Source organism: Sphingomonas sp. Root241, from assembly GCF_001428865.1.
Taxonomy (GTDB): Bacteria; Pseudomonadota; Alphaproteobacteria; order Sphingomonadales; family Sphingomonadaceae; genus Sphingomonas.
Genome location: NZ_LMIV01000002.1, coordinates 613670 through 632270 on the forward strand (window position 1 = coordinate 613670; position 18601 = coordinate 632270).

17 protein-coding genes are annotated in these 18601 nt (G+C 65.4%); 13 read left to right on the forward strand and 4 right to left on the reverse strand.

Features of this window, described 5'->3' with window-relative positions; all coding sequences use genetic code 11:
* Positions 1-25: 25 nt before the first annotated feature.
* From ASE13_RS13500 to ASE13_RS13530, 7 genes are all read left to right on the forward strand, one after another.
* Positions 26-1402 carry a helix-turn-helix domain-containing protein gene (locus tag ASE13_RS13500; RefSeq protein ID WP_056616702.1) on the forward strand — a complete coding sequence of 459 codons (1377 nt, stop codon included), beginning with the start codon at positions 26-28 and terminating at the stop codon, positions 1400-1402.
* Positions 1403-1566: 164 nt separating this feature from the next.
* Complete coding sequence (locus ASE13_RS13505) at positions 1567-1980, forward strand: DUF2147 domain-containing protein (RefSeq protein WP_056616705.1); 414 nt, start codon at positions 1567-1569, stop codon at positions 1978-1980.
* Positions 1981-2026: 46 nt separating this feature from the next.
* Positions 2027-3328, forward strand: a complete 1302-nt coding sequence (locus ASE13_RS13510) for an OmpP1/FadL family transporter (protein ID WP_056617844.1) — start codon at positions 2027-2029, stop codon at positions 3326-3328.
* A 126-nt stretch (positions 3329-3454) separates the two neighbouring features.
* On the forward strand, positions 3455-3916 hold the full coding sequence (locus tag ASE13_RS13515; RefSeq protein WP_056617848.1) for a (2Fe-2S)-binding protein: 462 nt from the start codon (positions 3455-3457) through the stop codon (positions 3914-3916).
* Between the two features lie 3 nt (positions 3917-3919).
* On the forward strand, positions 3920-6061 hold the full coding sequence (locus ASE13_RS13520; protein ID WP_082596782.1) for a xanthine dehydrogenase family protein molybdopterin-binding subunit: 2142 nt from the start codon (positions 3920-3922) through the stop codon (positions 6059-6061).
* Complete coding sequence (locus ASE13_RS13525; protein WP_056616709.1) at positions 6058-6678, forward strand: hypothetical protein; 621 nt, start codon at positions 6058-6060, stop codon at positions 6676-6678. The genes ASE13_RS13520 and ASE13_RS13525 overlap by 4 nt, the downstream gene beginning before the upstream one ends.
* A 153-nt stretch (positions 6679-6831) precedes the next feature.
* On the forward strand, positions 6832-7947 hold the full coding sequence (locus ASE13_RS13530; protein ID WP_200955712.1) for a sensor histidine kinase: 1116 nt from the start codon (positions 6832-6834) through the stop codon (positions 7945-7947).
* Positions 7948-7977: 30 nt separating this feature from the next.
* Here the strand turns inward: ASE13_RS13530 and ASE13_RS13535 are convergent, their stop codons facing one another.
* Complete coding sequence (locus ASE13_RS13535) at positions 7978-8577, reverse strand: rhodanese-like domain-containing protein (protein WP_056616712.1); 600 nt, start codon at positions 8575-8577, stop codon at positions 7978-7980.
* Between the two features lie 29 nt (positions 8578-8606).
* Here ASE13_RS13535 and ASE13_RS13540 point away from each other — a divergent pair, with 29 nt between their 5' ends.
* The 4 genes from ASE13_RS13540 to ASE13_RS13555 all read left to right on the forward strand — a co-directional run bounded on the left by ASE13_RS13540 (position 8607) and on the right by ASE13_RS13555 (position 11998).
* Positions 8607-10049 carry an amino acid permease gene (locus tag ASE13_RS13540; RefSeq protein WP_056616715.1) on the forward strand — a complete coding sequence of 481 codons (1443 nt, stop codon included), beginning with the start codon at positions 8607-8609 and terminating at the stop codon, positions 10047-10049.
* A complete protein-coding gene (mtnP, locus tag ASE13_RS13545; protein ID WP_056616718.1) occupies positions 10046-10912 on the forward strand; it encodes an S-methyl-5'-thioadenosine phosphorylase in 867 nt (288 codons plus the stop codon). Before ASE13_RS13540 ends, mtnP begins: the two co-directional genes overlap by 4 nt.
* 160 nt (positions 10913-11072) lie before the next feature.
* Positions 11073-11450: a DUF6916 family protein gene (locus ASE13_RS13550; RefSeq protein WP_162254694.1), complete on the forward strand. Its 378-nt coding sequence runs from the start codon at positions 11073-11075 to the stop codon at positions 11448-11450.
* Positions 11451-11506: 56 nt separating this feature from the next.
* A complete protein-coding gene (locus ASE13_RS13555; protein ID WP_321164350.1) occupies positions 11507-11998 on the forward strand; it encodes an FKBP-type peptidyl-prolyl cis-trans isomerase in 492 nt (163 codons plus the stop codon).
* A 405-nt stretch (positions 11999-12403) separates the two neighbouring features.
* Here the strand turns inward: ASE13_RS13555 and acnA are convergent, their stop codons facing one another.
* Complete coding sequence (gene acnA, locus ASE13_RS13560; RefSeq protein ID WP_056616727.1) at positions 12404-15073, reverse strand: aconitate hydratase AcnA; 2670 nt, start codon at positions 15071-15073, stop codon at positions 12404-12406.
* Between the two features lie 367 nt (positions 15074-15440).
* Here acnA and tcmP point away from each other — a divergent pair, with 367 nt between their 5' ends.
* On the forward strand, positions 15441-16367 hold the full coding sequence (gene tcmP, locus ASE13_RS19525; protein WP_162254695.1) for a three-Cys-motif partner protein TcmP: 927 nt from the start codon (positions 15441-15443) through the stop codon (positions 16365-16367).
* Here tcmP and ASE13_RS13570 read toward each other — a convergent pair.
* Positions 16321-17076 carry a DUF5131 family protein gene (locus ASE13_RS13570; RefSeq protein WP_056616733.1) on the reverse strand — a complete coding sequence of 252 codons (756 nt, stop codon included), beginning with the start codon at positions 17074-17076 and terminating at the stop codon, positions 16321-16323. The genes tcmP and ASE13_RS13570 overlap by 47 nt on opposite strands.
* A gap of 159 nt (positions 17077-17235) precedes the next feature.
* Between ASE13_RS13570 and ASE13_RS20360 the strand changes: the two genes are divergently transcribed.
* A complete protein-coding gene (locus tag ASE13_RS20360; protein WP_268801300.1) occupies positions 17236-17367 on the forward strand; it encodes a hypothetical protein in 132 nt (43 codons plus the stop codon).
* A gap of 265 nt (positions 17368-17632) precedes the next feature.
* Here the strand turns inward: ASE13_RS20360 and ASE13_RS13575 are convergent, their stop codons facing one another.
* Positions 17633-18469: a hypothetical protein gene (locus ASE13_RS13575; RefSeq protein WP_056616736.1), complete on the reverse strand. Its 837-nt coding sequence runs from the start codon at positions 18467-18469 to the stop codon at positions 17633-17635.
* Positions 18470-18601: the final 132 nt, after the last annotated feature.

Sequence of the window (18601 nt, forward strand, 5' to 3'; positions counted from 1 at the left end):
ATAGTAGGAACAAGGCTTGTAGGCAATGGCAGATGCGAAATTGTTCGCGGGACACGCGGTCCGCCGGCTGCGCCGTCAGCTGGGACTGAGCCAGGCCGCGATGGCCGAGGCGCTGGGCGTGAGCGCGAGCTATTTGAATCTCGTCGAGCGCAACCAGCGCCCGGTCTCGGCGACGTTGATGCTGCGGCTTGCCCAGACCTATGACTTCGATCCGCGCCGGCTCGCCGCGAGCGAACCGGGGGGCGGCAGCGAGGCGCTTCGCCGGCGGCTCGCCGATCCGCTGTTCGCCGATCTCGAGATCGATCGGCATCAGTTAGAGGAATGGCTGGCAGGCGCGCCGGGCGGCGCCGAGGCATTCGCGCGCGCTTATGACCGGATCGGCGGCGGGACGGCGGGTGCGGCCGAGCCCGAGGATGCCGGCCGCCAAGTCCGCCGCGAAATCGAACGCTGGCGCAACCATTTCGGCGATCTCGATGCCGCGGCCGAAGCGCTGGCGGACGAACTCCGCATCGCCGCCGGAGACCTTTACGGCGCGATGGCAGAGCGGCTGCGAGTCAAGCACCAGCTCGCGGTGCGCATCCTGCCTGCAGATGTGATGCCTGATCGGATGAAGCGGCTCGACTTGCACGCGCGCCAGATCCAGCTCTCGGAAATGCTCGACGCCTCGGCTCGCAGCTTCGCGCTGGCCGAACGGCTGGCGGAGGAGGCGCGGGCGGAGATCGACGCGCTGGTGAAGGGTGCCGCGCTCGATCGCGTCGCCGAGCGCCTCTATCGCCGTCACCTTACAGGATATTTCGCCGCCGCGGTGATGATGCCCTATGCCCGCTTCCTGCGTGCCTGCGAGGCGAGCGGCTACGACATGGAATTGCTCCAGCGCCGCTTCGGCGCGAGCTTCAGCCAGGTCGCGCATCGGCTGACCACGCTCCAGCGCGTCGGCGCGCGCGGGCTGCCTTTCTTCCTGCTGCGAGTCGATCGCGCGGGGCAGGTTTCGAAACGCTATGCCGGCGCGAGCGCCTCGCCGCTGGTCGAGGGCCCGGGAATCTGTCCGCTGTGGAATATTTTCGAGGCGTTCGCCCGCGACGAAATCCTGAGCCATCTGGTCGAGCTCGAGGACGGCAGCCGCTGGTTCACGCTGGCGCGCGCGGTGCATCCGCAGGGCGCGCGCGTGGCGAGCGTGCCCGCGCGCTTCGTGATGGGTATCGGACTCGCGGCCGATCAGGCGGCGACGCTTGCCGTAACGTCGGGGCGCGATCTGGCGGCGCGCGCGATGCCGATCGGGCTCGGCTGCCGGGCGTGCACGCGTCCCGATTGCCCGCAGCGTTCGGCGCCGCCCGCCGGCCGAGCGATGCTGTCGAACGAGCGCGAAAGCGGCGTGACGCCGTTCGGTTTCGCAGGCGATTGACCGCCGCCGGCGCAACTTGCCGGACATAAAAGGACATAATTGCGTCGGTTTGCTTTGGAACTAGCGCCCGCGGGCACGGTTTGCGTGCCCAGGTACGGGCTTGTCCCGATGCTGTCCCGGCCCCCACTGAACTATCGGTATGGGGGCGTGTCGAGAGGATGTGTATGTTGCTTACCCTGATCGGACTGGCCGTCGCGGCGGCTCCGCCCCCGCAATCCGCCGACGCGGCGATCGGCCGCTGGAAGACCGAGACGCGCGGCGGGATCGTCGAGATCCAGCGCTGCGGCACCTCCATCTGCGGTCGGATCCTGACCTCCGACCTGCTCCGCTCCAATCCCAATTTGAAAGATACCAAGAATTCGAATGCGGCGCTGCGCAATCGGCCGCTGCGCGGGCTCCAGATCCTGAGCGGCTTCACACAGAGCGGCGGCGGGTGGACCGGCGGCAAGATCTACAATGCCGACGACGGCAAGACCTATGGCTCGGACGTGACGCCGTCGGGCACCGGCCAGCTCAAGGTCCGCGGCTGCGTGTTCAAGCCCTTCTGCAAGACCCAGACCTGGACCCGCGTGCGCTGAGGCGCCGCCGATCTGCTTTCCCTATCCGCGTACAAGGATGCGTATCATGTCCATTCTCAAGCTTTCGCTCGCCGCCGCGACCGCGCTGGCGGGCTCGGTCGGTTTCGCCGCTTCGGCCAATGCCCAGGCTTTCTACCTCCAGGAACAGGCGGCACGCGCCGCAGGCCGCGCCTTTTCGGGCGAGGCTGCCGATACCGGCGCGGCGTCGCTGTGGTGGAACCCCGCGTCGATCGCCGGGATGACCGAAGGCGAGGCGACGATCAGCGGCTCGCTGATCCTGCCGCGCGGCGAAGTGGCCGATACCGGCACGCTGATCCGCCGCCCGGGCCAGGCCCTTGCGCCGGTGGGCGGCGACGCCGCGACGCGCAATCCGATCAACAACGGCGTGCTGCCCTCGGGCGCGATTGCGATCCCGCTCGGCGATCGCGTCGCGTTCGGCCTCGCGGTGACTTCGCCGTATAGCTTCACCACCGATTATCCGGAGACCAGCTGGGCGCGCTACAGCGCGCTCAAGACCGAGCTGCGCACGATCGACATCCAGCCCTCGGTCGCCGTGGCGGTGACCGACTGGCTGCGCGTAGGCGCGGCACTCAACGTCGAATATACCGATGCCAGCCTGGGCAATGCGCTTCCCAATGTCCTCGCGACGCTTCCCGACGGGCGGCAGGAGCTGAAGGGCAATGGCTGGGATTTCGGCTGGAGCGCCGGCTTCCAGATGCACAATGACGTCGCCACGATCGGCGTCGCCTACAAGTCGGCGATCAAACACACGCTCACCGGCGATCTCGAAGTCAGCGGTCTGCTCGGCCCGCTCGCCGCATCGAATATGTCGCTCTCGGATGTCGAGGCGGAATTCTACACGCCGGCGCAGGTGATCGTCGGCGCGCGCTTCCGGTTGAGCGACCGGTTCACGCTCAACGGCCAGGTCGTCCATTATGGCTGGGGCAAGTTCGACGCGATCCGCCTCGGCGCGCCGCTCAACACTGCGATCCCCGAAAATTACCGCGACAGCTGGAGCCTCGCGACGGGCGTGGACTATGCCGCATCGCCGAAGCTGACCCTGCGCGCCGGTGTCCAGCACGCCCAGAGCCCGACCCGCGACGGCGAGCGCGACGCGCGCGTGCCCGATTCGGATCGCTGGAACTACGCCGTCGGCGGCTCCTACCAGCTGACTCCGGGCTTCACGCTCGATGCCGGCGCCAATTATGTCGACTTCAAGGATGCGACGATCGACCGGGTGACCGCGGCCTATCCGGGCACGGCGGCGCAGACTCCGATCCTCACCTCGGGCGAGCTGCAGAATGCGCACGCATTCGTATTCTCGCTGGGCGGCCGTTTGAAGTTCTGACCGGGTTCGGGCCCGCGACGTTGCGTTGCGGGCCTTTCCATAAGCGAGCCAAACCGTTTGGCCCGCTGGATTCCGTTTCGGAAACGTGCCTATGATCCACTCCGGGCCAGCGGCAACGGAGGGATCATGACCACCGATTTCACGCTCAACGGCAAGCCGGCGAGCTTCGACGGCGATCCCGAGACGCCGCTTCTCTATGTGCTGCGCGATCATCTGGGGCTGACCGGCACCAAATATGGCTGCGGGATTGCCCAGTGCGGTGCGTGCACGGTGCATCTCGACGGCAAGAACCGGCGTTCGTGCGTCACGCCGGTGTCGATGGTCTCGGGCAAGCAGGTCACCACGATCGAGGGCGTCGCGGGCAGGGAGGCCGAAGCGGTGCAGAGCGCCTGGGTGGCGATCGACGTGCCGCAATGCGGCTTCTGCCAGTCCGGGCAGGTGATGTCGGCGGTCGGCCTGCTCAAGATCAAGAAGAAGCCGAGCGACGAGGATATCGACGCGGCGATGGCGGGCAATATCTGCCGCTGCGCCACTTATGTGCGGATCCGTCAGGCGATTCACGACGCCGCCAAAGCGATGGAGGCCTGAGCGATGAACGCCATCATGCCAACCCGCCGCGGCTTCCTCCAATCGACCGGGCTCGTGCTCGGCATGGCATTGCCGATCGGCAATGCGGCGAAGGCCGCGCCCGGCCAGTCGGGACTGCCTTTCGCGCCCAATGCCTTCGTGCGCGTCGGCACGGACAATCTCGTCACCGTGATCATCAAGCATGTCGAGTTCGGGCAAGGCCCGGCGACCGGGCTCGCCACCCTGGTGGCCGAGGAGATGGATGCCGATTGGGGCCAGGTCCGCGTCGAGATGGCGCCGGCCAATGACCCGCTCTACAAGAATCTCGCCTTTGGGACGATGGGCACCGGCGGCTCGTCGGCGATCTCGAACAGCTGGATGCAGATGCGCAGCGCCGGGGCTTCGGCGCGGGCGATGCTGGTCGAGGCGGCGGCGAAGCGCTGGGGCGTGCCGGCCGCGTCGGTGAAGGTATCGAAGGGCATGGTCTCGAGCGGCGCGCGCAGGGCGAGCTTCGGCGAGCTGGCGGCGGACGCGGCTTCGCTCAAGCCGCCCGAAAAGCCGGTGCTCAAATCGCCCGACCAGTTCACCCTGATCGGCAAGGATACGCCCAAGGTCGACAGCGTCGCCAAGACCAACGGCACCGCGATGTTCACGATGGACATCCAGCGGCCGGGGATGGTCCACAGCGCGATCGCGCATCCGCCGGCGTTCGGCGGGACGGTCAAGGCAGTGATCGACACCGCGGCGCTGGCGGTGCCCGGCGTGCTCGCCGTCAGGACGGTCCCGCAAGGCGTCGTGGTCTTTGCGCAGGACGGCTATGCCGCGCGCAAGGGCGCTGCGGCGCTGGACGTGACCTGGGATCTCTCCAAGGCCGAGAAGCGCACGAGCGAGGAGCTCTATGCGCAATATGCCGGGGCGAGCGAGGCGCCGGGCAAGCAGGTCGAGAAGACCGGCGACACCGCGGCGGCGCTCAAGGGCGCGGCGAAGAAGCTCGAGGCGGTCTATCAATTCCCCTATCTCGCGCATGCGCCGATGGAGCCATTGGACGCCGTGATCGAGATGAACGGGGACCGGCTCGACGTGTGGATGGGCAGCCAGTTCCAGGTCGGCGAGCTCCGGGCGATCTGCGCGACTTTGGGCGTACCGTTCGAGAAGGCGAGGCTGCACGAGCAGTTCGCCGGCGGCAGTTTCGGCCGCCGCGCGACGCCGGCGATGGAGTTCGCGGTCGAGGCGGCGGCCGCGTTCAAGGCGTGGGGCAAGGGCCCGGTCAAGCATGTCTGGACCCGCGAGAACGACATTCGCGGCGGCCGCTATCGCCCGCTCGCAGTGCATACGATCCGCGGCGGGCTCGATCCTTCGGGCAACATCGTCGCGTGGGACCAGGTCGTCGCCGCGCAGAGCTTCTTCAAGAACTCCCCGATGGAGGGGATGGGCATGAAGAACGGTATCGACGACGCGCTGACCGAGGGCATCGCCGAGAGCTACAAGTTCGCCAACCAATATGTCGGTCAGCACATCATGGACGGCGGCGTGCCGACCTTGTGGTGGCGATCGGTGGGCAACACGCACACGGCCTATGCCGTCGAGACCTTCATCGACGAATTGCTCACGATGGGCGGCAAAGATCCCGTCGCCGGGCGGCTTGCGCTGATGGAGGACGCGCGGATCAAGGCAGTGCTCGCCAAAGCGGCGGAGATCGCCGGTTGGGGCACGAAGCCGCCTGCCGGCCGTGCGCGGGGCGTGGCGGCGTGGAAGAGCTTCGGCTCCTATGTCGCGCAGGTCGCGGAGGTATCGAAAGGCGCCGATGGATTGCCCAAGGTGCACAAGGTGTGGTGCGCGGTAGATTGCGGGATCGCAGTCAACCCGAACGTGATCCGTGCGCAGATGGAGGGTTGTATCGGCTACGGCCTCGGCCACGCCCTCTATTCGGAAGTCGAGTTGGGTGAGGGCGGGATCGTCAAGCAGAGCAATTTCGACAGCTATCGTTCGCTGCGGATCGGCGAGATGCCCGAGGTCGAAGTCGCGATCATCGCGTCGAGCGAAAACCCGACGGGGGTCGGCGAGCCGGGGCTGCCGCCGATCGCCCCGGCGGTCGCCAATGCGTGGCGCAAGCTCACCGGGAAATCCGTGCGGCGGCTTCCGTTCGTGGTGGGAGGCAAGGCATGAAGCTGGGCGCATACGCACTCGGCGCCGCGGCGCTGACCCTCGGGCTCGCCATCGCCGGCCAGGCGCGCGAGCAGAAAGTGGAGGGGTTGAAGCCGGTCAGCGCCTTTGCCGGCATCGCCGATCCGAATGCGCGCTCGCTCGCGATCTTCGCCGAGATGGGCAAGGTCATCCAGCATCCGCGCTGCGTGAACTGCCATCCGCGCACCGATCGTCCGCTGCAGGGCGACGCGCAGCAGCCGCACAACCCGCCGGTATCGCGCGGGCCGGGCGATCGCGGCATGGCGGGACTCGAATGCAGTACCTGCCACGGCCCGCGCAACGTCGCCTTCGCCAACGGCACCGGCAGCATCCCCGGGCATCCCGAATGGCATGTCGCGCCGATCGGGATGGCGTGGGAAGGCAAGACGCTCGGCCAGATCTGCGCGCAGATCAAGGACGGCAAGCGCAACGGCGGCAAGACGCTGGAGCAGCTGATCGAGCATAATTCGCACGATACATTGGTCGGCTGGGCCTGGAACCCGGGACCCGGGCGCACCCCGGTACCGGGTACGCAGGCGCAGTTCGGCGAGCTGACCCGGGCCTGGGTGGCGAGCGGGGCGAAGTGTCCGACGGGCTAAGGGCGTTCGCATTGTCTGCGTGCTGATCGGTGCGCTCCGAAGCTTCGGATGGCTATCCCGGCCTTCGGATGCTAATGTGGGCCATCACCGATCCGTCGCGCAGGCAGAAGTGACCGGGAGACGTCGTGCTCTCGCCTGCAAGCGGAGTCCGCCGTGATCCCCAGCCCGCACTCCGCCCTCCTGCCAGACGCGCTCAACAGCCTGCAGGACGCGCAGGTTCTTGCGCTCGCGATCGTCAACACAATCCCGGATCCGTTCCTGATCCTCGACGAGAAGTTCCATGTCCTGGCGGCCAGCCGCGCCTTTTACGAGGTGTTCCAGGTCGATGCCGCGGCGACGCAAGGGCGCTCGCTGTTCGCGCTTGGCGACGGCCAGTGGAACATCCCGGCGCTGCGCCACCTGCTGGAGACCATCATTCCCGATCGCGTGGCGATGGACGGATTCGAGGTCGCGCACGATTTCCCCGGCCTGGGCAGTCGCACCATGCTGCTGAACGCACGTAAGGTGGTCTACGAAGAGAGCCCGGCGATCACGATCCTGCTGGCGTTCCGCGACGTGACCGCAAGCCGGCTGATCGCAGCCGATCTGGCGGTCCTCCTCGCCCAGACCGAGCAACTCCTCGAACAAAAGCAGATGCTGCTCGAAGAAATGCGGCACCGCGTCGCCAATAGCCTGCAGATCATTGCCAGCATCCTGCTGCTGAAAGCGCGGGCGGTGGTTTCAGAAGAGACGCGCAACCATCTGAAGGATGCCCATCTGCGGGTGATGTCGGTCGCGACGGTTCAGCATCACCTGCACATGCAGGACGGCGTCGCCCAGATCGATGTCGCTGCCTATCTCGCAAAGCTGTGCGCGGGACTGAGTTCGTCGATGATCGGGGAAGACAGCCCCGTCTCGATCGAGGTTCACGCCGATCCCGGCGTGGCGGAATCCGCGACAGCGGTCAGCCTCGGACTGATCATCACCGAGTTGGTCATCAACGCCCTCAAATACGCCTTTCCCGACCACAGGTCGGATGCGCGGATCAGTGTCCAATACGAGCGCAACGACAATGATTGGAAGCTGACGGTGTCGGACAACGGCGTAGGGCTGGCAGGCGCCGCGAGAATAGCGGGCGAAACCGGTTTGGGCACTACCATCGTCAAGGCGTTGTCGAAGCAGCTGGGCGCCACGGTCGAGATCGGCGACCAGGCAGTGGGACTACGGACCATGGTGACCAAGGCAAGCTTCACCTCGCGCCCCATTTCCCGACAATTGCCTCGGTCCTGACGCACGACGACAAGCCACCGCAAGCGGTCTTCAAACTCCTGCCTTCGCAGCGGCGCCGGTTGTCCATCCAACCCCTGGATCGTCGAAATCCACCACGTCGCGCAGTTCCCAGACGTTCGGATAGCCATAGCCGACGAGGTTGATGAAGGTCTGGATGTTGAGCGCGAGCGCTGCCTTTTTGAGCATCACCGGGGCGCGGTGGTTCGAGAAATTGTTGTTGCAGTAGATCAGGATCGGGCGGTCGCGGTTCGGGCCGATCGCTTCGGCCAGCGCCTCGGCGGTGAAGTCGGTGAGCGGCAGGTTGACCGCGCCCGCGATATGCCCCTCCGCGAACTTGTCCGCCGAGCGGGCGTCGAGGATCAGCGCGCCCTTCTCCGCCGCCTTGGCCTTGAACGCGTCGAAGCCGAGCAGCCGCTTCGCCCGTGACGCGCGGACATCGGTGGTGAGCGTGGCAAAGCCGGCATAGTCGATCTGCGGGTTGGGCGCGGGATCGTCGGGAACGGTGAACAGCAGCAAGGCGAGCGCGGGGAGCAGCATGGAAGCCTCCATCGATCTATAGCCGTAACGATCCGCCATCCCCGCTGCACCGGCGATGAACGCGATTGCGCGCGTGTCCGTCCGCGCTATCACGATGCGCAGACCATCCCGGGGGAATATCCATGGCCAGCCTGTTCCGCCTAAAGCAGATCGTCGCGGAGGAGGATCGTCCGCACGCGCACCGCCTCCAGCGCACGCTCTCCTGGCCGCATCTCGTCGCGCTCGGCGTCGGTGCGATCGTCGGCACCGGCATCCTCACGCTGATCGGCGTCGGTGCGGACCGCGCGGGGCCGGCGGTGATCCTGTCGTTCGTCGTCGCCGGGGCGATCTGCGCCTGCGCCGCGCTTGCCTATGCCGAGATGGCGACGATGATCCCCGCCTCGGGCAGCGCCTATACCTACAGCTATGTCGTGCTGGGCGAGATCATCGCCTGGGTGGTGGGGTGGAGCCTGCTCGCCGAATATACTTTGGTGGTGGCGACGGTGGCGGTCGGCTGGTCAGGCTATTCGGTCGGCTTCATCAACAGCCTCCTCGACGGCTGGCACCTGCAACACATACCTGCCGCGCTGACGCACGGGCCCAAGATGGACGGTTGGCAGATCGTCGAATGGGGCGTGAACGTGCCGGCTCTGTTCATCGTCGCGGTGGTGGCCGGGCTGCTGATCGTCGGCACGCGGGAGAGCGCGACGCTCAACGCGATCCTGGTGGTGGTGAAGCTGATCGCGCTCGCCGTGTTCGTGGCGGTGGCCCTGCCTTATTTCGACGGCGCCAATCTGGAGCCCTTCGCGCCGTTCGGCTTCGCCAAGCACATGGGCCCGGACGGCGTCGAGCGCGGGGTGATGGCGGCGGCGGCGATCATCTTCTTCGCATTCTACGGCTTCGACGCGATCTCGACCGCGGCGGAGGAGGCCAAGAATCCGAGCCGCGATCTGGCGATCGGCATCGTCGGATCGATGGTGGCGTGCGTGGCGATCTACATGATCGTCGCGGTCACCGCAGTGGGTGCGCTCAGCTATACGCGCTTCGCCGACAGCCCCGAGCCGCTGGCGCTGATCCTGCGCGAGATCGGCCAGCCGAAGACCGCGACCTTCCTCGCCGCCTCGGCGGTGATCGCATTGCCGACGGTGATCCTCGCCTTCCTCTACGGCCAGAGCCGCATCTTCTTCGTGATGGCGCGCGATCGCATGCTGCCGGAGAGCCTGGCGACCGTGTCGCGGCGCGGGACGCCGGTGCGGATCACGATCTTCACGGCGTGCGTGGTGACCTTCTTCGCGGCATTCTTCCCGATCGACCAGATCGCGGCGCTGGCCAATGCCGGCACGCTGACGGCGTTCGCGGCGGTGGGCATCTGCATGCTGGTGATGCGCCGCCGCGCGCCCCACGCGGTGCGCCCGTTCCGCACCCCTGCGGCGTGGCTGGTCGGGCTCGGTGCCGCGTTCGGCTGTCTCTATCTTTTCATAAGCCTGCCGCATCAGACGCAATTGTTGTTCGGCGTGTGGAACCTGATCGGGCTGCTGCTCTATTTCGCCTGGGCGCGCCGCAACGTGGACAAGGGGGCAGTGTGAGCGGCTGGACGATCGGAGTCATCGGCGGGTCCGGGCTCTACGACGTCGAGGGGATCGAAGGCGGCGAATGGGTCGAGACGGCGAGCCCGTGGGGGCAGCCTTCCGACGCGTGCTTCGTCGGCCGGGTCGGTCCTGTGCGGGTGGTGTTTCTGCCGCGGCATGGTCGCGGACACCGGATCAGCCCGTCCGAGCTCAACGCCCGCGCGAACATCGACGTGCTCAAGCGGCTGGGCGTGACCGACGTGCTCGCTGTCTCCTCGGTCGGCAGCCTGGTCGAGGACCGGCCGCCGGGCAGCTTCACCGTGGCCGACCAGTTCATCGATCGCACCAAAGGCCGGCCGTCGAGCTTCTTCGGAACCGGGCTGGTGGCGCATGTATCGATGGCGGACCCGGTGTGCCCGCGGCTCTCGGCATTGGCGGCCGATGCTGCGCGGGCGGCGGGGGCGGACACGCATGTCGGCGGCACGTACCTGGCGATGGAGGGGCCGCAATTCTCGACCCGGGCGGAGAGCCATCTCTATCGCAATTGGGGCTGCCACGTCATCGGCATGACCGGGATGCCCGAGGCGAAGCTCGCCCGGGAGGCGGAGCTGCCTTACGCGCTGGTGGGGATGGTCACCGATTATGATTGCTGGCGCGAGGGCGAAGAGGCCGTCGACGTCGCGCAGGTGATCGCGCAGCTCTCGGCCAACGCCGCCAAGGCGCGCAGGCTGGTGATGCACCTGCTCTGCAACCTGCCGGAGGAGCGGCCGGCATCGCCGATCGACACGTGCCTCGACACGGCGCTGATCACTGCGCCTTCGGCGCGTGATCCCGCATTGCTGGCGACGCTCGACGCGGTGGCGGGCCGGGCGCTGCGCTGAACGCTGTCCGGTATCGGGAACCTCCATATCGGATATGTTTCTGGCGCGTTGCAATTCCCTGGAGTACGCTTCGCGTAACCGGGGGGTGAAAATCATGGAAACCACGAGTCGTAGTTCGCGGCGCGCGTTCGTTTTGGGCGGCACCGCAGCCGCCGCGTGCATGGGGCCACTTGCCGCCGCGCAGCTTACGCGCACGTCGCTGTCGACATCCACGGGAGCGACGGCGCCGACGGTGGCGCGCAGCGAAGTCGCCGAATGGGAGAGCCTGGTGGGCGCGAGTTTCCTGATCGGCGGCGAGGCAGGCAAGGCAGTGGCGAAGCTTGCCGCGATCGAGCGGCCGGCGTTCGATCCGAAGCGGCCGGCAGGACTGGCGCGCGCACAGCCGTTCACCGCCTGGTTCGAGATGGACACGCGCCTCGCGCCCGCGGGCCAGCGGACCTACACCGTGGGGCATCCGACGAAGGGCGTGATCAACCTTTTCCTGGGCCGCGGCGCCGACAAGCGCGGCAAGGCAGTCGTGCTCGCGCTGTTCAACTAGCCCTTCGCCACGCTATGGCGCTGCCTCGTAACGTCTCGGGGACAGGAGTGATGGGCTTGAAGAACGCGAAACTCGTCGGTGTGGGGTTGGCGGTGGTGCTGCTCGGCACCGCGGCGGTGGCGATGCAGGCCGGCGGCGAAGACCATTCGCAGGACGCCGCGTGGCACAACCGCCAGATGCTGGCGCTCGCGCAATTGAAGGCCAGCGAGGGGTGGCAGCCGCTTCAGGGCGGGCTGCGCTGGCGGCGGATCAAGGGCGACGGATCGGGCAAGCACCCGACCGTGCGCGACACGGTCAGGATCCATTATGCCGGCACGCTGGTCGACGGGACCGAGTTCGACAGCTCCTACACCCGCGGCGAACCGGCGACCTTCCCGCTCGGTGCGCTGATCCCGGCGTGGCAGCTGGCCGTGCCGATGATGGGCGTAGGCGACACGATCGAGATCGCCACGCCGTCTGACCTGGCATATGGTCCGGTGAGCAAGGGCCCGATCCCGGGCGGCGCGACCCTGCTGTTCAAGATCGAGTTGCTCGGCATCCAGGAATAAGCCGGGTCTTTCTTCCTTCGCCGTTCCTTTCCGCAGTGTTGCGGGGAAAAAATTTCCGCGCGGCGTGTCACTGCTGTTCAAACCGGAAACGATGTTTCTGGTTTGTTCCATGCGAAATCCTACATTGCAAGCCTGAAAATTTTCCGCGGCTTGGCACTTCAGCACCGAAACTCCCCTCCCTGCAAGGGAGGGGTAGGGGGTGGGTGCGAGCGCAGCGAGCCCATCGAGCTGCATGGAATGAAGGAAAGGCCGGGCATCGAGCCCGGCTTTCCTTACCCACCCCTAACCCCTCCCTTGCAGGGAGGGGAATCCAAATGTCGATACGGCCCAGCCTTACGCGGCACGGACACAGCAAAAGGCCGCGGCGGATCGCTCCGCCGCGGCCTTTTGTCTCTCCCGAACGGCTTAGGCCGCGAGGTTGCGCAGCACGTATTGCAGGATGCCGCCGTTGAGGAAATATTCCAGTTCGTTGACCGTATCGATGCGGCAGCGGGTCTGGAAGGTCTCGGTCTTGCCGTCCTTGCGGGTGAGCGTGACTTCGACGTCCTGGCGCGGGCGCAGATCGGCGACGCCGGTGATGGTGAAGGTCTCCGAACCGTCGAGCCGCAGCGTCTCGCGGGTGACGCCCTCGGCGAACTGGAGCGGGACCACGCCCATGCCCACCAGGTTCGAGCGGTGGATGCGCTCGAAGCTCTCGGTGATGACCGCGCGGACGCCGAGCAGGTTGGTGCCCTTCGCCGCCCAGTCGCGCGACGAGCCGGTGCCGTATTCCTTGCCGGCGACGATCACCAGCGGGGTGCCGTCGGCCTTGTGGCGCATGGCGGCGTCGTAGATCGGCATGACCTGATCGTGATACTTGGTCATGCCGCCTTCGATGCCGGGGACCATTTCGTTCTTGATGCGGATATTGGCGAAAGTGCCGCGCACCATCACTTCGTCATTGCCGCGGCGGGCGCCGTAGCTGTTGAAGTCCTTCCGGCTAACCTGATGTTCCTGAAGGAAACTTCCGGCCGGACTGTCCGCCTTGATGCTGCCCGCGGGCGAAATGTGATCGGTGGTGATCGAATCGCCGAGGATCGCCAGCGGCTTGGCCTCGATGATGTCCTGCACCGGCGCCGGGGTCATCGTAAGCCCCTCGAAATAGGGCGGATTATGGATGTAGGTGCTGCCCGCGCGCCACGAATAGGTGTCCGAACCGGCGACGGTGATCCCCTGCCAGTGACGATCGCCCAGATAGACATTCGAATATCGGGTACGGAACATTTCATCGTCGATGTTGGCAGCGATCAGCCCGGCGATCTCCTCGTTCGAGGGCCAGATGTCCTTGAGGAAGACCGGCCCGTTGGTCCCCTCGCCGATCGGCGTCTCGTACATGTCCTCCGTCACGGTGCCCTTGAGGGCATAAGCGACGACCAAAGGCGGCGAGGCGAGGAAGTTGGCGCGGACGTCCGGCGACACGCGGCCCTCGAAGTTGCGGTTGCCCGACAGGACCGAGGCGGCGACGATGTCGTTGCCGTTGATCGCGGCGCTGATCGGCTCGGCGAGGGGGCCCGAATTGCCGATGCAGGTCGTGCAGCCATAGCCGACCAGGTTGAAGCCGATCGCGTCGAGATCCTCGCTGAGGCCGGCCTTGTTGAGATAGTCCGTCACGACCTGGCTGCCGGGGGCGAGCGAAGTCTTGACCCAGGGCTTCCGGGTCAGGCCCAGCGCCCGCGCTTTCCGGGCGACGAGGCCGGCGGCGATCAGCACCGAGGGGTTCGAGGTGTTGGTGCACGACGTGATCGCGGCGATCACCACGTCGCCGTCGCCGATGTCGTGCTCGGCACCCTCGACCGCGACGCGCGCGGCACGGTCCTTGTGATAGACCTTCTGAAGGTCGGCGTTGAACACTTCGTCGACGGCGTCGAGGCTGACCCGGTCCTGCGGGCGCTTGGGGCCGGCGAGCGACGGGCGGACGCTCGACATGTCGAGCTCGAGGCTGTCGGTGAAGATCGGCTCGGGGCTGTCCAAATCGTGCCACATGCCCTGCGCCTTGGCATAGGCCTCGACCAAAGCGATCGTCTCGTCCGGACGGCCGGTGAGGCGCATATAATCCATGGTCTTCTCGTCGATCGGGAAGAAGCCGCAGGTCGCGCCATATTCGGGGGCCATGTTGGCGATCGTCGCGCGGTCCGCGAGCGTCATCGAGTGGAGGCCGGGGCCGAAGAATTCGACGAAGCGGCCGACCACGCCCTTGGCGCGCAGCATCTGGGTGACGGTGAGGACGAGGTCGGTGGCGGTGATGCCCTCGCCCAGCGCGCCGGTCAGCTTGAAGCCGACGACTTCGGGGATCAGCATCGACACCGGCTGGCCGAGCATCGCGGCCTCGGCCTCGATCCCGCCGACGCCCCAGCCGAGCACGCCGAGGCCGTTGACCATCGTGGTGTGGCTGTCGGTGCCGACGAGCGTGTCGGGATAGGCGATCGTCGACCCGTCCGGCGCCTGCGACGACCAGACCGAGCGGGCGATATATTCGAGATTGACCTGGTGGCAGATGCCGGTGCCCGGGGGGACGACCTGGAAATTGTCGAGCGCCTTCGAGCCCCATTTGAGGAACTCGTAGCGCTCGAGGTTGCGCTCGTACTCGAGCTCGACATTCTGGCCGAACGACTGCGGCGTGCCGAACTCGTCGACCATCACCGAGTGATCGATGACCAAGTGGACGGGGACCTGCGGATTGATCTTGGCCGCATCGCCGCCGAGCTTGGTGATCGCGTCGCGCATCGCCGCCAGATCGACCACGCAGGGCACGCCGGTGAAATCCTGCATCAGCACGCGCGCGGGGCGATATTGGATCTCGCGGTTCGAGCGGGCGTCCTTCTGCCAGTCGACGATCGCCTGGGCATCGTCCTTCGTGACGGTCTTGCCGTCCTCGAAGCGCAGCATGTTCTCGAGCAGCACCTTCATGCTGAACGGCAGGCGGCTGATGTCGCCGAGCTTCTTCGCGGCCTTGGGCAGCGAATAGAAGCTGTAGGTGGCGGTGCCGACGGTGAGCGTGTCGCGAGTGCCGAGCGTATCGTTGCCGATGGCGGTCATGGGGCGCGGGATCCTTTCTTTGTCCGGCCCGGGCGCTCGGGGGACGCGATCCTTAGGAGGAACGCGCGGGCGCGCCGGAGGGTGCTGCGAATGCGAGATTCGGGCCGGGCCTTAGCGCGGAGGGGGCGGGAGGGGAAGGGGAGGGGTGTGGGGTCGTCCGCGTTGACTGGAGACCGCGCTGGCATAGCGGGTTGAAGGTGGTGCCGAATTGCGCGTTGGACGGCGCAAAATGCAACATTGTGGCTGAGTTGATATGGTCACTTTGTCAGGAAATAGTCACCCATGACATTGCTCCGCTATCGGATTTATCATTGGCTTTTGGTGAAATCTGAGATCAATTGAGTGGTACGAAGCAAGGAGGGAATGTTTGACCGCGAAGAATCGCGTTGCGCATCGCTTCGGCGGCGTGTGGACAGAGATCAAGCTAAAGGCACTCACTGAGTACCTAGATTTCTATCAGAAGGCATTAAAGAACCAAGGGTTTGAGACGTGGTACATTGATGCCTTCGCAGGAACGGGCGATCGTCACGCCGAGCTTCAGAAAGGTGGAATCTTCGAGGGGCGGCCAATTGAGCACGTCGAGGAGATTCTGGACGGTAGCGCCCGTAAAGCACTCAAGATCCAGCCGCCTTTTAACCACTACTGGTTCACCGAGCAGCATTTGGGCCGCGCCAATGCGCTACGGGCGCTGAAGAAGGAATTCTCTCTAGATATCTCCGTGCAACCCGGAGAGGCGAACGTGGAGCTTCGGGCGCTTTTTTCATCTCGGCCATGGTCTGGGGGCTCCACAGCGGGTCGCCAGCGAGGTGTGGTCTTCCTAGACCCCTACGGCATGAGTGTTGATTGGCGGACGCTTGAAACGTTGGCCGGCACAAAGCGCGTTGACGTGTGGTACCTCTTCCCACGGAAAGCAGTTGTGCAACAGCTGGCACACGATCTGCGTGGAGTTGACGAGGCAAAGCGCCAGAAGCTTGCGCAAATATTTGGCTGTGACGATTGGGAGGAGGAGTTCTATCGCTCGCGCCCAATTCAGGGAGGATTATTTGACCAGATTCCAGTGGAAACTAAAGGAAGAATCGCCACTCCCGAGCAAATTAGTGCATTTGCCAGAAAGCAACTAGAAAATCTATTTTGCTACGTTTCCGAGCCCATACCATTGATCGTTAATGGTAGTGATTTCTTTGAGCTATACTGTTTATCAAACAACCGTCCGGCCATTCCGTTAATCAAGCGCGGTGTAGATCATGTCAGGCGGAAATACACACCGGCATCTCGTCGTAGGTTCGTCCCCTGAGGAGGCGTCCAGCCGCTTTTTTATTCCGGCCACCCCATTGTTTGAAAAAGAAGGCTGTCCCGGCGAGGCGACATAAGTGCTCGATCTCTTCGACCCACTCTGCCGGCATGGGGCGTGCGCGAGGTCCACTTTCGCCTCCGACTATCGCCCAATCGATATCGGTGAGATTGGCGTCTGCCACGGAGCCAATCAGCGGTTCGAACGAGATAAACCTGATCGCTGCCGGAGTGTCGCGAAGATCGCCAATGCGGGAAAGTACCCTGTGGTCTTCAACAGAGGTTCCAAGCCAGACGTTCGGCAGTACGGAAAACTCGGGTCGGGCCAGTAGTTGACGCATCCGTTCCGGACGCTTGGTTAGCACTTGGTAGGTATGCCGAGGAGTCGCGCCCATGACAGCCCAGACTTCAGCGATAAAGTCGGTGTCAACGTCCGGATGGAAGAGATCGGACATCGAATTTACGAATACCGTGCGAGGCTTATGCCACCGAAATGGCGCGGCAAGGGCGGCTCGATCCTGAAATATTTTGCCAGTCCAAACGAAGCGGTCACCGCTCTTCCGCGTCAAGCCTGCGTATTTCGGCGTTCCCATCGCCTCCAATCGCGCTGCCATCCGCATCGCATAGCAGTTGGTGCAGCCAGCGGTCGCCACGGTGCATCCGGCGACCGGATTCCAAGTGACATCGGTCCATTCGATCGAGGTCTCAGCCATGGCAATACTATAACAGAATCAACGGGTTAGGCAAATTTATCTAACCGATTCAAAAGGTTCGAGAATTCGGCCTTCGCTTCCAAAATGCTTGGTGCTCCTCCCGGGTTTGACTACACCCATCCTAGTACCGATACTTGGCACCGTGGGCAGGAGGACAGCATGTTTGCGCGCAAGCCCGGTCGGCGCCCCGTCCGTGGGGCGCATCCGACGGGTGAGAAGTTCGATCCGCCGGCTGCGCTGGAGCAGGCGAAGGCGCTTTATCCGAAAGTGATGGCCAAGCTCGCCGAGTAGGCTGGCCGAATTGATGATCGCCGTGGTGGATCACCAGATTTCCGAAGAGGAATATCTGGCGGCGATCGATGCGCAGGTGATTGCGCGGTAACTCTCCCGTTCACGCTTGGCTTGGAGAGGAATTTTCGGGTGGGGCGTATCGGCTCCAGCCGTTCGCTTGCCTGCAAGGGTCGCGCGAAGCGTGGGTCTGACGATTCTTTTTGGGCGCGCAGACGCGCGCACCCACCCCCTGCCCCTCCCTTGCAGGGAGGGGAGTTTGAGGCTGTCACCCCCGGCACGTCTTCACGATCATCTCGATGTCCCGCCGCCCCTCGGCCGAGGGGGTTTCGACATAGCCGGTATAGTCCTTGATCTCGAGATAGCGGCCCTCGCCGCCCGGGTAGCGGTTGACCTTGATGCCGGTGAAGCCGTCGCCGGTGACCTTCAGGCGGGCGTAGGGCGCGGTGGGGGAGAAGGTGTCGGCTTCGCTGGCGCCGTAGAGGTTGATCCGGTCGCCGGCGGCGGTGTTGCCGCTGCCGGTGCGCACGCGGTACCAGTGGACCGGATTGTCGCGGCTCATCAGTGCCTGGGCGTCGTCGGCGACATAGCCGAGGCGCTTGGCGGAATCGATCGCGCAGCGGGTGACGGCGCCGTACTTGGCGGCGAGCCGGGTGAGCATCGCCTTGCCCTCGGCATTGTATGCCTTGCCGGCGCCCTTCGCGAGCGCCTCGACCAGAGTGGCATAGTCCTCGTTCGACAGCGACGCCTCGGCTTCGAGTGCCTTGGCGAGGTCCTTCTGCGCCTCGGCGACGCCGAGCGTGGCGGATTCGACGAACCAGTGCCGCGCCCGGGCCGGGGCATTGGGCACGTCCTTCGCGCCTTCGTAGAAATGGCCGAGCTTGTGCATCGCATCGGGGTTTTGGGTGAGCGTGACGATCGCGTCGAACTTGGCGAGCATCCCGGCCTGATCGCCTTTCGCCTGCGCGGCCATGGCTTCCTCGCCGAGCGCCTTGACCTTGGCCTCGAGCGCCGGATCGGGCTGGCCGGCGGTTTGCGGGACGGACGGCGGCGCGAGCAGAGTGGCGGCGAGGGCGAGCAGCGGAAGCGCGAATTGTGGCATCATGTGCGTGGCTTAGCCAGCGTGTCTGGCATCGACAATCGGGGGTTTCCCGCAGGCGGTGGCGCGTTGATCCGGGATGAGACACGCGCCGGGCCGGAGAGTGTCCCGGGGCGGTCATGTAAATTAAACCGTGGT